Source organism: Mesobacillus subterraneus (genome assembly GCF_003937825.1).
Taxonomy (GTDB): Bacteria; Bacillota; Bacilli; order Bacillales; family Cytobacillaceae; genus Mesobacillus; species Mesobacillus subterraneus.
On sequence record NZ_RSFW01000009.1, the window covers coordinates 17,822 to 31,003 of the forward strand.

General features: G+C 43.8%; 12 protein-coding genes. All 12 read right to left on the reverse strand.

Features of this window, described 5'->3' with window-relative positions:
• Positions 1 to 151: 151 nt before the first annotated feature.
• The 12 genes from EJA10_RS05675 to EJA10_RS05730 all read right to left on the reverse strand — a co-directional run bounded on the left by EJA10_RS05675 (position 152) and on the right by EJA10_RS05730 (position 13,167).
• Positions 152 to 1,399, reverse strand: coding sequence for a competence/damage-inducible protein A (locus EJA10_RS05675; RefSeq protein ID WP_125479049.1), 1,248 nt, complete (start codon positions 1,397 to 1,399; stop codon positions 152 to 154).
• Positions 1,400 to 1,487: 88 nt separating this feature from the next.
• Positions 1,488 to 2,066 (reverse strand): CDP-diacylglycerol--glycerol-3-phosphate 3-phosphatidyltransferase, encoded by a 579-nt coding sequence (pgsA, locus tag EJA10_RS05680; RefSeq protein WP_125479050.1) that lies wholly within the window; start codon positions 2,064 to 2,066, stop codon positions 1,488 to 1,490.
• 178 nt (positions 2,067 to 2,244) lie between these two features.
• On the reverse strand, positions 2,245 to 3,117 hold the full coding sequence (locus EJA10_RS05685) for a helix-turn-helix domain-containing protein (RefSeq protein ID WP_125479051.1): 873 nt from the start codon (positions 3,115 to 3,117) through the stop codon (positions 2,245 to 2,247).
• Positions 3,118 to 3,137: 20 nt separating this feature from the next.
• Positions 3,138 to 3,929 (reverse strand): DUF3388 domain-containing protein, encoded by a 792-nt coding sequence (locus EJA10_RS05690; RefSeq protein WP_125479366.1) that lies wholly within the window; start codon positions 3,927 to 3,929, stop codon positions 3,138 to 3,140.
• A gap of 203 nt (positions 3,930 to 4,132) precedes the next feature.
• Complete coding sequence (locus EJA10_RS05695) at positions 4,133 to 4,390, reverse strand: DUF3243 domain-containing protein (protein ID WP_125479052.1); 258 nt, start codon at positions 4,388 to 4,390, stop codon at positions 4,133 to 4,135.
• 101 nt (positions 4,391 to 4,491) lie between these two features.
• The gene (ymfI, locus tag EJA10_RS05700; protein ID WP_125479053.1) at positions 4,492 to 5,214 is read right to left on the reverse strand and encodes an elongation factor P 5-aminopentanone reductase; all 723 of its coding nucleotides are present in this window, start codon (positions 5,212 to 5,214) and stop codon (positions 4,492 to 4,494) included.
• 57 nt (positions 5,215 to 5,271) lie between these two features.
• On the reverse strand, positions 5,272 to 6,564 hold the full coding sequence (gene yfmH, locus EJA10_RS05705; RefSeq protein WP_125479054.1) for an EF-P 5-aminopentanol modification-associated protein YfmH: 1,293 nt from the start codon (positions 6,562 to 6,564) through the stop codon (positions 5,272 to 5,274).
• Positions 6,564 to 7,841 (reverse strand): EF-P 5-aminopentanol modification-associated protein YfmF, encoded by a 1,278-nt coding sequence (gene yfmF, locus EJA10_RS05710; RefSeq protein ID WP_125479055.1) that lies wholly within the window; start codon positions 7,839 to 7,841, stop codon positions 6,564 to 6,566. Before yfmF ends, yfmH begins: the two co-directional genes overlap by 1 nt.
• Before the next feature lie 225 nt (positions 7,842 to 8,066).
• On the reverse strand, positions 8,067 to 9,155 hold the full coding sequence (locus EJA10_RS05715) for a GGDEF domain-containing protein (protein ID WP_170169082.1): 1,089 nt from the start codon (positions 9,153 to 9,155) through the stop codon (positions 8,067 to 8,069).
• A 460-nt stretch (positions 9,156 to 9,615) separates the two neighbouring features.
• Positions 9,616 to 10,569 carry an ABC transporter permease gene (locus tag EJA10_RS05720; protein ID WP_125479057.1) on the reverse strand — a complete coding sequence of 318 codons (954 nt, stop codon included), beginning with the start codon at positions 10,567 to 10,569 and terminating at the stop codon, positions 9,616 to 9,618.
• 1 nt (position 10,570) lies between these two features.
• Positions 10,571 to 11,647, reverse strand: a complete 1,077-nt coding sequence (locus tag EJA10_RS05725; RefSeq protein ID WP_125479058.1) for an ABC transporter permease — start codon at positions 11,645 to 11,647, stop codon at positions 10,571 to 10,573.
• Complete coding sequence (locus tag EJA10_RS05730) at positions 11,644 to 13,167, reverse strand: ABC transporter ATP-binding protein (RefSeq protein WP_125479059.1); 1,524 nt, start codon at positions 13,165 to 13,167, stop codon at positions 11,644 to 11,646. The genes EJA10_RS05725 and EJA10_RS05730 overlap by 4 nt, the downstream gene beginning before the upstream one ends.
• Between the last annotated feature and the right edge of the window lie 15 nt (positions 13,168 to 13,182).

Sequence of the window (13,182 nt, forward strand, 5' to 3'; positions counted from 1 at the left end):
CTTGGAAAAATGATTTTTGACTATGCTTTTCTGCAATTTTCGGCTGGAGTTTACCCTCTAAAACGCTATTATGGCGAAGTTTCTGTCTATTCACTTTCTCAGCCAGCCAAGAGTGGACTCCTGATGCAAAATATAAAACACGGAAGCATGATTACTTCCGTGTTCCTTTTAAACTATTAAGTATGAATTGGCAGCCAAATTTTACAGTGCGATTCCTGATTGCATTCCTCGAGCCGCCGAGGTTCAGCTTTTGGGACTGGACAGGCTTTCCTTTTATGTGAAGACCGATAAATACAGTTCCTGCAGCGTGTCCTTCCAGGCTGTCAGGTCCGGCCACACCAGTGAAGCTGATCCCTATGTCAGAGTTTGTCAGGGCAGCGGTATTGACAGCAAGTTCTTCCGCACATTGACTGCTTACGGCACCGAAACGTTCAATCGTTTCAGGTCTCACCTTCACCAGTTCCATTTTTGCCTCATTGGAGTAACAAACGAGGCCGCCTCTGAAGATGCTGCTTGCTCCGGGAAGGGCGGTCAATTCCTGCTGGAACAATCCTCCCGTAAGACTTTCTGCTGCAGAAATGGTCATACCCTTGTCTTTCAGGTTCCTGGAAAGTTCGGCCATCAATGATGTTTCACCATATCCATATAAATACTCTCCGACCCTTGACCTGATTTCAGTTTCCACCTGATCAATCAAAGCCTCTGCTTTACCGGTTGAATCATCCCTCGCCGTCAGCCTCAAGGTTACTTCACTGTCACCTGCCAGCGGAGCGATCGTCGGATTGCTTTGCTGGTCGATCAAGTCTTCGATTTTAGCTTCAAGGGCTGCCTCGCCTATTCCAAAGAAGCGCAGGACTCGCGATTCAATTTTCGCCTGGTTGCCATACATTCCGACAATTGCTTCCTGTCCATATTTAATGAACATCGGCTCCATTTCCGATGGTGGTCCAGGCAGTAACATGTATTTGTGATTTTCCGTATTGATAAACATCCCCGGAGCCATTCCATGGTCGTTTTTCAGGATGACAGACCCTTCAATGACAAGAGCCTGCTTTCGGTTGTTTTCGGTCATGACCCTGTTCGTTCTTTCAAAATACTGCTCGATTGAATCCATCGCTTCTTCATCAAGAACCAATTGTTTTCCAAGCTGGCTCGCAATTGTATCTTTGGTCAGGTCATCTTTGGTAGGGCCAAGGCCACCGGTGAAGATGATTAACTCTGCGCGTTTCTGGGCTGTTTCCATGGCATGCCTCAGCCGATCAGGATTATCCCCTACAACCGTGTGGTAGAAAACATTGATGCCCAGATCAGCAAGCTGTCTTGAAAGGAAGCGTGCATTCGTATTCACAATTTGTCCAAGGAGCAGCTCAGACCCCACGGCAATGATTTCAGCGTTCATTGGTAATCCCCCTGCTCATTCAATTAGCTATGTTATTAGTTAAAGGCACTCACTAACAGAAATGTCTATATATCCCTAGCGAGGACCATTATTTTGAGTCGCTGAATACATGCTTATTTTTCGCAAAATAATCCCATCCAGACCAGATCGTGAAGAACATGGCAACCCACAAAGCGATATCAGCGAACGGAATCGAGAATGCTTCAAAAATGATATTGTGAAGCAGCAGTGCAGAGATGGCTACCGTCTGGGCCCACATCTTGATCTTGCCCGGCATCTTTGCCGCAACGACCTCGCCGCCGCCAGCAAGCAGGAGACGGAGACCAGTTACCGCAAATTCACGGCTAATGATGACGATAACGATCCACGCAGGTGCGTATCCTAACTCAACCAATACAATCAAAGCTGAAGAGACAAGCAATTTATCTGCGAGCGGGTCAAGGAACTTCCCGAGGTTTGTCACCAGGTTGTGTTTTCTCGCCAGATATCCGTCTACCCAGTCAGTGACTGAAGCAAAGATATAAATCAATGCGCCTACAAGATGGGTTACAGGCATCGTCGTTCCCAGCATGGATATCTCTCCCCATGAAAAAGGCACGACCATCACAATCAGGAATAACGGAATCAATAAAATCCTTGAAACCGTAATTTTATTTGGCAAATTCATATTCTTTTCCTCCAAGGTGAAGTTTACAAAGCCAGAAGTTCTGACTTCCCCTATTATACGTGATATGTAAATGGAACATCAAAAATATGCCTATGATAATTTTAGCCCGTATAAACAACAGTCCATACGGGCTTCAATCATCTTAACTTATGATTCACCGGGCAGCACGGTTAACAGCTTACTTAACAAACTTGATCGTAATCAGCTGTGTCATGTCCTGTTCAGGGGGAACTGCATATTCCAGCTTTTGATCATTCACGAAAATTTCTGTTTCCGGCGCTCGTCCAACATTGATTACAGCCTGTGTTTCGGCTGACAAGTCCTCTTCGTGGCTTTCATTCTCCCCTTTTACAAGGGTGCCCTGGAAAACAGACTTCCCTGCGCCATTTGAAAGACCGACCCAAGTCTGTCCCAGAGAAACGATCTTAATCACAAACTGATCGGTGTTTTTCAATTCATACACCGTGTTGCTGCCGCTGTTCGAAACCACTGCAAGCTCCTGGGCTGGTGTCTCAGGTTCTGCTTCTTCCTCTGCAGGCTCTTCTTCTGCGGCTTCTTCTTCACCCTCATCAGGGCTCTCATCGCCAAAGTCCTGAGACTCTTCATAACCCGGTTGGCTCTTATCAGTAGTAGTAGGCTGTTCTGTATTTCCTCCTGCATACTTTACTACCAGATACCAGACAAAAACAATGGCACCGATGATAAAGGCTGCAATCAAGATCTTGGGCAGAATGTCAAAGACCTTTGACGTGTCAGGGGAAATGGTTTTCCTGGACTGAACGCGGGATAATTGCTCCGGCAGCTCTTCATTGTATGTAGATGGAACATCATTTTTATATTGCTCAAACAGCTGATCCGGATCCAGTCCGACAGCTTCAGCATATTGCTTGATAAAAGCGCGCACATAGAACTTTCCGGGCATCATCGAGTAATTGCCTTCCTCAATGCCAAGAAGGTAACGCTTTTGGATTTTCGTGATGGACTGTAGTTCGTCCAAGCTGAGGCCCCTGGCTTCACGTGCTTCTTTTAAAACTGTTCCTAACTCAGTCACGATAACACCTTCCAATACTGTTAAAAATCAAATCCTCCGAAATCCGAATCAGTAAACATGTGATTCTTCTGAACCATATCATATACGATTTCTTCATCTGGATTGTTCCGAAGTTCTATAATGTAATCAAAATCTTCCATTGTATATTCCGTATTCTGCACAAAAATATCCGGGTGTTCCACTACCTTGACTGCCGGAAGTCGCATGATTTCCCTGACAAGCTGCCAGTGCTTTTCATTTGCCCTCCTGGTCGAGACAATCCCGTCAATGATGAACAGGTTATCGGCATTGTATTCGTCCTCGATCAGCTGATTACGGATCGTTTGCTTCAGTAAGGTGGATGACACAAACAGCCAGCGTTTATTGGCACAAACACTCGAAGCGACAACAGATTCCGTCTTCCCTACCCGGGGCATTCCCCTGATCCCAATCAGTTTGTGCCCTTCCATCTTAAACAATTCTGCCATAAAATCGACAAGTAGTCCAAGCTCATCCCTTACGAACCTGAAGGTTTTTTTGTCATCAGCATCACGCTGTATGTATCGGCCATGTCTAACCGCCATCCGGTCACGAAGTTTTGGTTCCCGGATCTTAATTACCCTTATTGTATCCATTGTATTTAAAATTGACTCTAATCGTTCAATCTGGTCATCATCATTTGCAAGGATCAAGAGGCCGCGTCTTCCTTCGTCGACTCCATTGATCGTGACAATATTGATTGACAGCATCCCAAGCAAAGAGGAAATATCACCAAGCAGTCCTGGACGGTTGATTACGATTTCATATTCCAAGTACCATTCTTTTCTCTCCATCATTCTCCTCCTCTGCTATTAGCCCAACTTCTGCGACACAATTTGACATCAAATATCTAGCTACTATAATATATGATTTTTCAAGAAGATGAAAGGAAAAACAAGCCAAGTTTCAAAAGTGGATAACTTCAACTCAAAAATGCCCAATCTCCAACCGGAAATAAAAAAAAGAGAGGAAATCATCCCTCTCAAAAATCCCTTGCTTATCTTGTTCCGTTGTTTTGGACCAGCTTTACCATCATCGTTGCAATGGCATGCTGCTCATCAGGGCTGGCAACTGACCAAAGGTCTGCAAGGACTCTTTCCTGTTCATTTTTAGGATCGACATTCTTAGCAAGATAGTCCCCAATTTGGTAAGCAAGGTCACCCATGACTTCTTTGTTCATTCCCTGATCCTGAGCCTGGTGAAGGCGATCTCCCAGGAAATCCTTCCATTGATTCCAATTATCCAGTACGGACATATTGACAACCTCCTTGTCTAAAATAGTACAAGGTTATTTTGCTTACGTACCATGATAATTATTCATATTCTGTTTTGTTTTGCAAAATTGTCACATTTACATTAAGTATGCCAGCCACCGTTGATCGCAAGTACTTGCCCGGTAATATATGAAGCCTTTTCCGATAAGAGGAACTTTACACTCTCTGCTACCTCATCAGGACTTCCCAGCCTGCCCGCCGGGATATCCTCTGCAATAGCTTCAACTTCCTCCGGAGAAAAACCAGCCATCATCGGTGTATGAATGGCTCCAGGAGCTACAGCATTCACCCTGATCCCTGATGGTGCCAGCTCCTTGCTTAATGCTTTCGCGAAGGAGATCTGGGCACCTTTGGCCATGGAATAGGCTACTTCGCAAGCAGCTCCTGTCTGGCCCCAGATGGATGAGACAATAACGATCCCTCCGCTTTGTTTATGCCTTAATTTCGGAATCAGTTTCTTAGTCAGTAAAAGCGGCGAGGTTATATGTACTTGAATCAAGGCCTCCGCATCCATTTCATCCAGGTCCTCCAGCAGTCCATACACACTATTACCCGCATTATGTACGATGGCATCAAGCGAAAAAATACTGCCAGCCAGATCAAGATAGCCTCTCGGGGAAGCCAAATCCGCCTGTACTGGCACATATTCTCCTTCATACTGTCCAAGCTCATCGAGAAGCTCATGTATTCCCTGTTTATTTTTATTGTAATGGAGGTATAGCGAATAGCCCGATGCAGCCAGTTTTAACGAGACCGCCTTGCCAATGGATCCGCTTGCCCCGGTTATCAACGCAAACTTTTTCATACTTCCCTTTCCTCTCCCATTTAAAAGGCGCCGGAAGAACCGGCGCACAGCATTTCTTTACTTATCCTTAGGGACCACCTGGCAAACCGTGAATCGATCCTCATCGATCAAGGTATTTGCCGCATTTTTGATATCGTCCAGTGTAAGGCTTTCAAGTACTGGTACAACATCAAACAGATCCATGTCATTGAAAGCATAACGCGTAAACTGGTTGGCGATATACTCTGGGGAATTTACCGCTCTAAGGAATGCACCAATTTTTTTCTTTTTGGTCCGTTCCAGATTTTCCGCTGTCAAGCCAGCACCAGCCTTCGCCTCCATCAGCATGGCTTCAAGCCTGCCTGCAAGGACATCCGGTTCATTTGTATCACCGCCCACCATAGCAAAACCAAAGCCAAATTCCTGTGAATAGTCATAGGAAAACGTGTCATCAATCAAACCCGCTCCATACAGCTCTGTGTAGTTTTCAGAGCTTTTTCCAAACAGAAGATCAAGGAGGACGTTGATGGAAAGCTCGCTCTTAAGCATCTCCTTGCCCGACTGAGTCGGATTGGCCGCCTTTATGCCAACCAGGCATTTAGATGTCTGGACATTCATTTTAAGGACCTGTTTCTTTTCGGCGACCCCGGCCTGCTCCTCATCGAACTTCCGCTGAATCTCAGGCTTGTTCTTGTATTCCTTCTTGCTCTGATTTTCTTTGATTTGTCCCATGATTTCCTCGGGACTTACCGGGCCTGTGACGAACAGGAGCATATTGCTCGGGTGATAGAAGGTTTCATAGCATTCATATAGCATATCCTTCGTAATATGTGAAATCGATTCAATCGTCCCTGCAATGTCAATGCTCACCGGATGGTTTTTATACATATTCTGAATCAGGCCGAAATACAGTCTCCAATCAGGATTATCATCGTACATGGTTATCTCCTGGCCGATGATTCCCTTCTCCTTTTCAACGGTCTTTTCGGTAAAATAAGGCTCCTGGACAAAGTCAATCAATGTCTCAAGGTTCCTTTCAACCTGTGAAGTGCTCGAGAACAAATAGGCCGTCCTGGTAAATGAAGTAAAAGCATTGGCGGAAGCACCCTGCTTGCTGAACTGCTGGAATACGTCGCCATCCTCTTTTTCGAATAATTTATGCTCAAGGAAATGGGCTATGCCATCCGGCACCTTCACATCTTCACTTTTTCCCGGCGGAAGGAAATGATTATCGATTGAACCATATTTGGTCGTGAAGGTGGCGTAAGTTTTATTGAAGCCTTTTTTAGGCAGGATGTAAACATCAAGGCCATTGTCCAGCTTTTCATAGAACAATTCTTCCTGAAGCTGTTCGAATATGATTTTCTCCATTATTTGTCCGCCCCCAATCCTGTTAAGAAGTAAACCGTATCCAGCTCGACTTTTTTCGCTACCTGGACGATTTCTTCTTTCGTTGTATTTCTCATACCCTGAAGCCACTCATCAAGGCTGACAGTCTTGTCGGACACTACATTGTGGTAAAGCACCTCAACCATCCCTCTCGCTGTGTCCAAAGTCTCTAGCAGCTGGTTTTCAATGACTGCCTTAGTCTGATCGATCTCCTGATCCGTGAAATCTCCTGCTGTCATAGCCGCCATCTGTTCCTTGATAATTTTAACGGCCAGTTCAAAATTATTGAACTCTATCCCGGACATCACCATCATCAATCCCTTGTGACTTTCCAGGCGGCTGGCAACATAGTAGGCGAGGCTATTTTTTTCCCTTACATTGATAAAGAGCTTTGAATGTGAAAAGCCCCCGAAAATACCATTGAACACCTGCAGTGCGTAGTAATCTTGGTCTCCATAGAGAACATTGGTCCTGTACCCGATATTCAGCTTACCTTGTTTGACATCCTCTTGATCCTTCACTGTCTTCTCTTCAACTTTTCCATTGGCTAATGGTTCAACCAGTTTCGGAGTGCGAGGACTGAATTGGAGTAATTCATCAGCCACTGAACGGACTTCCTCTTCGTTCACATCGCCAATGATGAATAAATCCATTTCATCTTCACCAAACGCCTGTTGATAATACTCATATAGATTCTTTTCATCAATTTCCGGGATATCATCGATTTCTCCATTTACATGCAGGGCATAAGGTTCATCCTTGCACATTTCCTGAACGAGCCGGAAATTGGAATAACGCATCTTATCATCGTAAACAGCCTGAATCCTTTGCTTCAAGGTTCTCTTTTCTTTTTCGACAGTGTCCTTGTCAAATGAGGCGTTATCACTAAAAGGATTCACCAGTATTTCCGCCATTAATTGCATGCCTTTCTTTAAAAGCGGCTCCGGATCACTTAGGAATTTCTCATTGGCAATTTCCAATGAAAAACTCAGCACCTGATATTCACCCTTTTTCGAAACATCCACAAATAAATTAGCGCCGTAAAGCTCATCAAGGTACGAACGAAGCTTCGAAGTAGAAGGATAGGCTTTGGAGCTGCTTTGCAATACATATGGAAGCAGAGCCCTCTTTGTTACATTTTCTCTGGTCAGCGGGGCCTTCATTTTCCATACGATTGTATTTGTCTTGAACTTTTCTGTCTTCACAACATGTAGCTTATAGCCTTTCATATCCTTGATTGATTCCGAAATGACTGCCATTGAAATCCTCCTTTATTTATCGCAACAAGACTGGCCTTACATGTTTCTTCTTCACATGAATCGATAAAATAAAACATTCTGCCTTATTATGTATACGTTGGAGTGCCTATATTTAATATTCCTATAAATATACTCTAACTATACCTTTCATGTTCCGCCTAATTCAAGCAAACGAATGACAGGTCCCCATTACAGCAAAAGCTTCCCGAGGTGAATGGGAAGCTTCTAATGAATGGAAGCAGCAATTTCCTCATGCGCTGCTGAGTAATGATATGTATAACCGGTTTCAAACTTAGCCTGATTTTTCCCTCCAGCCTTTGCACTGTATAAGAGCTGGTCTGTGAATCCGAGAAGCTTATCTGGCAAAGCTTTCCCTCTGGAAGCGGCAATCCCGAAGCTCATTGTGATCCTGATGTCTTCATCCGTGTATCTTTCAGCATCCAGCCTTGCATAAAGGTCGTCAAAAAAGGCGATCTGCCTTATTTCATCCATGGTCGGCAAAAGGAACGCAAATTCTTCCCCTCCATACCGAAAGGCTTGGGCATCATATTCATCCGCCAGTTCCTGGAAGATACCTCCGATTCTTCGCAGGATTTCATCTCCAGCCAAATGGCCGAATTGGTCGTTAATCTGTTTGAAATGATCGATATCTCCCATCACCAAAAGAAAGCTTTGCTTCGAACTCGTCATCAGCCTTAGCTGCTCCTGGAAATGACGATGATTATACAAACCCGTTAAATAATCCGTAAACATCAGTTCATGGAAAATTTCCTTCTGTCTCAAGTGCTTCCTTTCCCTGATGACGATCAAGGAACCGAACACGCCAATGATCCAGATGAAAAGCAGATTAATGATAAATACAAAGGTAGTATGAAAGTCAAATTGAGCTTGTAGGCCAAAAATGGTGGTATATCCTATCGTCAGAGAAACGGAGGATAAAATAGCCCCTTTCGTCCGCCAGTAAATGGTTGCATGCATGACGACCAAATAAGCAATCGGGAACAGCGGCGACATCACTCCGTCCGTCAAGGCAAGCAGCCACATCAACGCAATATAATCAAAAACAATCCCTGATTTGGTAAGGACATTGAAGTACTCATTTCCTGCCGACATCTTGATTAAAGCCACCTGTGTCACAGCCATATAGATAAACCCAATCGCCAGCAAAATAGGGAAGGTTTCTTTGGTGAAATTAAGCCTGTCCGCCAATGGAGGAAAATAGAATACCAGAATTCCTACCAATAAGAAGATCCAGCGTAAATATGAAAAGATTTTTTCCGTTTCTCGATCGTCCATATATAATGATAGCTTCATATGCATGCCCTCTTGACGATATATTTTTTTAACAATCTTTTCCTTTATTTTAACACATATGGAAGTTTTATTCTAAAAAGAATGTGTAATTTCTTTTGATATTTATTCATAAGGTTTCTGCAGTTAGATGTTTAGCATAACACCCGTTGATTGTAGGGGAAGGCACGAAGACTCCTCCGAAAATGCTAACGCATTTCCATCGTGCGTGGGCATTTTCGAGGAAGCAAATTCTATGTCCTGCGGGATCAGCTGGCCAGGTGAGACCCCGCAAGAGCTAAGCGATGAGGAGGCTCATCGCCAGCCCCAAGGAAGAATTGCTCATGAAAAAGACGGCAGTTGGTTTTTTTCATATTCTTCCAGCGGCAAGCAAAGCGCCTGGAACGGAAATCAACTGACAAATAATCAGACCACATTAACAATAAAAGAGGTACCTGGCAGGTACCTCTTAAGTCAGTATTATTTAACGTTTTCCGCTGTCGAATGTTTCTCCAACTGCTTTTGGTGCTTGAGATGACTTGGAGAAGATAACGAGTGCGATAAGCGTCACTACATAAGGGAAAATCTTCAACAAGATTGGCGGAATCACAGCCAATTCAGGAATAACCTGTGAAACGTTCGCAATTGTGCTTGCAAATCCAAAGAAGAAAGTAGCTGCAAGCACCCCTAGTGGTTTCCATTGACCGAAAATCAAAGAAGCCAATGCAAGGAAACCAAGACCTGCAACAGTTCCTGTAAATTCACCTGACTGTGTGACAATGATCAAGGCACCGCCCAATCCGGCGAAAGCTCCGGAAATAAGAACTCCGCTGTAACGGACTCTTCTGACATTAATCCCTGCTGCTTCGGCAGCCTGAGGGAATTCACCACATGATCGTAAACGCAGTCCAAACTTTGTTTTATATAAAATGAATGAACTTACGAAAAGAATAACTAATACAAACCAAGTTGTTGGATATGTCTTTGTGAAAAATAAATCTCCAATCACTGGAATATCCGAAAGGAATGGAACGTTAGACGGTGAGAAACCGCTTGAGATCCGGATGTTTCCACTTCCAGTCATATTACGTGCAAGGAACACCGTCAGTGCAGTGGCAATCAAGTTAATTGCCGTTCCACTGATAATTTGATTGGCATTCAGATTGATGCTCGCAAACGCATGCAAGATGGAGAAAAGCATGCCGGCAATTATCGCAGCCAGCAGTCCAAGCCAGAGGACCAATGTGTGGTTGTCCAATACGCCGCTCAGGTAATGAATGGATAGAGCCCCAGAGAATGCACCAATAACCATTAATCCCTCGAGGGCAATATTTACAATACCGCTTCTTTCACTAAAAAGTCCGCCTAGTGCCGTAATAAGAAGAGGAATGGTAAAGATAATCGCGTAAGGAAAAATTTGTTCTATTATTGACCACATCTTATGAATCTCCCTTCTCGACTACAGGACCACTTTTATCTTTGTTTGATTTTCTTGCCTTGAATTTGTTCAGCAAACGCTCAATCATAACACTTGTCGCAGCAAAATAAATGATGATCGCGATAATGGTGTTAGCCAATTCAGGTGGAATCTCAGTCATGGCATTCATGAATCCAGTTCCAGAGTAAAGAATCCCGAACAGCACTGCTGCGAAGAATACACCCACAGGATGATTTGCACCGAGAAGAGCAACTGCGATTCCGTCGTAACCCTGGGCAGGAAGAATACCAATTTGAATGCTTGAAGCATTTCCTGTGTACAATGCTACACCGCCGACTCCAGCAAGAGCACCTGAAATCAACATAGATAAAATAATGTTGCGGTTAACTTTCATACCCGCATATTCTGCAGCAAATCGGTTGAATCCAACCGCCTTCAATTCGAAACCAAGTGTAGTCTTGTCGATGATGAAGGCAATAATGATAACTGCAATGACTGCAAGGAACAAACCTAAGTTAATATAAGATCCATCAAACATATTTGTTAAGAATGGGGTTCTCAAAGTTTCTGATTCTGCAAGTTTCTTAGATTCTGTCTCAAGAAATTCTCCCTTGAAATAACCAGGTACAATATAGTAAATCGTCCAGTAGGCAATCCAGTTCATCATGATTGTCGAAACAACTTCATGAACATTGAACTTTGCCTTCAGTAAACCCGGAACGAAAGCCCATAATGCACCAGCTACCAAACCAGCAAGGACCATAACCAATAGAAGGATCGGGCGGGAAAAATCAAAAGTCAGGGCGACTGCAGTAGCAGCAAGGCCCCCTACCAGCATCTGCCCTGATGCCCCAATGTTAAAGAGTCCTGTACGGAAAGCAAAAGCGACAGACAAGCCAGTGAATACCAGCGGAGTTGCTGTTGCCAGAGTATTGCCGATACGCTCCAGATTCTTCAGCGCTCCTTGAAGCAAATAGGAATAGCCTTCAATCGGATTGCTGCCGATGAAAAGCATCAAAATGCCTCCGGCCACAAGACCTAGAATAATGGATATTAAAGATACGATGGTGTTTCTCATATGCTTCTCTCCTTAGCCACGCCTGCCATCATAAGACCAACTTCATTTTCATTTGTTTCCGACGCGATCACTTCGCCTACTAGCTCACCATTATTGACGATGGCTATGCGATCTGAAAGCTGAAGGACTTCATCAAGCTCCAAAGAAATGAGCAATACTGCATTCCCTTTGTCACGATGCTCAATAATTCTTTTATGGATGTATTCAATGGAACCTACATCCAAGCCTCGAGTTGGCTGGACCGCAATCAAGAGCTTCGGATCAAGTTCAAGTTCACGTCCGATGATTGCTTTTTGCTGGTTACCACCAGAAAGAGTCCTGGCAATCGATGCAGCACCTTCACCTGAACGCACATCGAAGTTAGTGATGATATTTTGAGCATACGCTTTCATAGCAGAATAATTTAATAATCCGCGCTTAGAGAAAGGCTGTTTGTTATAGATTTGAAGCACCATGTTCGATACAAGTGAGTAATCAAGAACAAGCCCGCGTTTTTGCCTGTCTTCCGGTATATGACTGATCCCTTTTTCATTCCTTTGACGGATTGGAAGGTTTGTAATTTCCTCGCCACTGATCAGAATCGTCCCAGACTCCGCTTTCCTTAAGCCAGTGATTGCTTCAACAAGCTCAGTCTGCCCATTGCCCTCAACACCAGCAATCCCGACTATTTCTCCTGCTCGGACTTCCAATGAAAAATCCTTCAGTCCCATAACTTTTCTATTATTTTTAACTGATAAAGAATCTATTTTAAGTACCACTTCACCAGGAGTACTTTCTTTCTTATCCACTTTAAAAGAGACATGACGTCCGACCATCATTTCGGCAAGACTAGCCTCACTGGTTTCTTTCACGTTGACAGTCCCAATTCCTTTACCGCGGCGAATGACTGTACAACGGTCCGCAACGGCCTTAATTTCTTTTAATTTATGAGTGATAATAATAATAGACTTGCCTTCATTAATAAGATTACGCATGATTTTCATCAATTCATCAATTTCCGCTGGTGTAAGAACAGCTGTTGGCTCATCCAAAATAAGTACATCTGCTTCACGATAAAGCATCTTCAAAATTTCTACCCTTTGCTGCATACCTACTGAAATATCTTCGATTTTCGCATGAGGATCTACATTCAAACCGTAATGCTTTGATAATTCTTCAATTCTTTTTGCAGCTTTATCAATATCAAGCACCATGCCTTTAAGCGGCTCACTGCCCAAAATGATGTTTTCTGTTACAGTGAAGTTTTCAACCAGCTTAAAATGCTGGTGCACCATCCCGATTCCCAAACGGTTTGCGACATTAGGATTGGTAATCTTAACTTCTTGTCCATTTACTTTTATTACGCCTCGTTCAGGCTGGTACATACCGAACAGAACACCCATCAAAGTTGACTTACCTGCACCGTTCTCACCTAGCAGTGCATGTATTTCCCCTTTTTTAAGGGTAAGGGTAACATTATCGTTGGCTACGATACCCGGAAACTCTTTCCGGATATTCAACATCTCAACTACATAACTCATAGTAGCACTCACCTT

Coding starts and splice junctions, on each gene's coding strand:
- EJA10_RS05715 (WP_170169082.1), bottom strand. CDS start 9,155: ATGAAGCTATCATTATATATGGACGATCGAGAAACGGAAAAAATCTTT.
- ymfI (WP_125479053.1), bottom strand. CDS start 5,214: ATGAAAAAGTTTGCGTTGATAACCGGGGCAAGCGGATCCATTGGCAAG.
- yfmF (WP_125479055.1), bottom strand. CDS start 7,841: ATGGCAGTCATTTCGGAATCAATCAAGGATATGAAAGGCTATAAGCTA.
- pgsA (WP_125479050.1), bottom strand. CDS start 2,066: ATGAATTTGCCAAATAAAATTACGGTTTCAAGGATTTTATTGATTCCG.
- EJA10_RS05695 (WP_125479052.1), bottom strand. CDS start 4,390: ATGTCCGTACTGGATAATTGGAATCAATGGAAGGATTTCCTGGGAGAT.
- yfmH (WP_125479054.1), bottom strand. CDS start 6,564: ATGGAGAAAATCATATTCGAACAGCTTCAGGAAGAATTGTTCTATGAA.
- EJA10_RS05690 (WP_125479366.1), bottom strand. CDS start 3,929: ATGGAGAGAAAAGAATGGTACTTGGAATATGAAATCGTAATCAACCGT.
- EJA10_RS05720 (WP_125479057.1), bottom strand. CDS start 10,569: ATGTGGTCAATAATAGAACAAATTTTTCCTTACGCGATTATCTTTACC.
- EJA10_RS05730 (WP_125479059.1), bottom strand. CDS start 13,167: ATGAGTTATGTAGTTGAGATGTTGAATATCCGGAAAGAGTTTCCGGGT.
- EJA10_RS05675 (WP_125479049.1), bottom strand. CDS start 1,399: ATGAACGCTGAAATCATTGCCGTGGGGTCTGAGCTGCTCCTTGGACAA.
- EJA10_RS05725 (WP_125479058.1), bottom strand. CDS start 11,647: ATGAGAAACACCATCGTATCTTTAATATCCATTATTCTAGGTCTTGTG.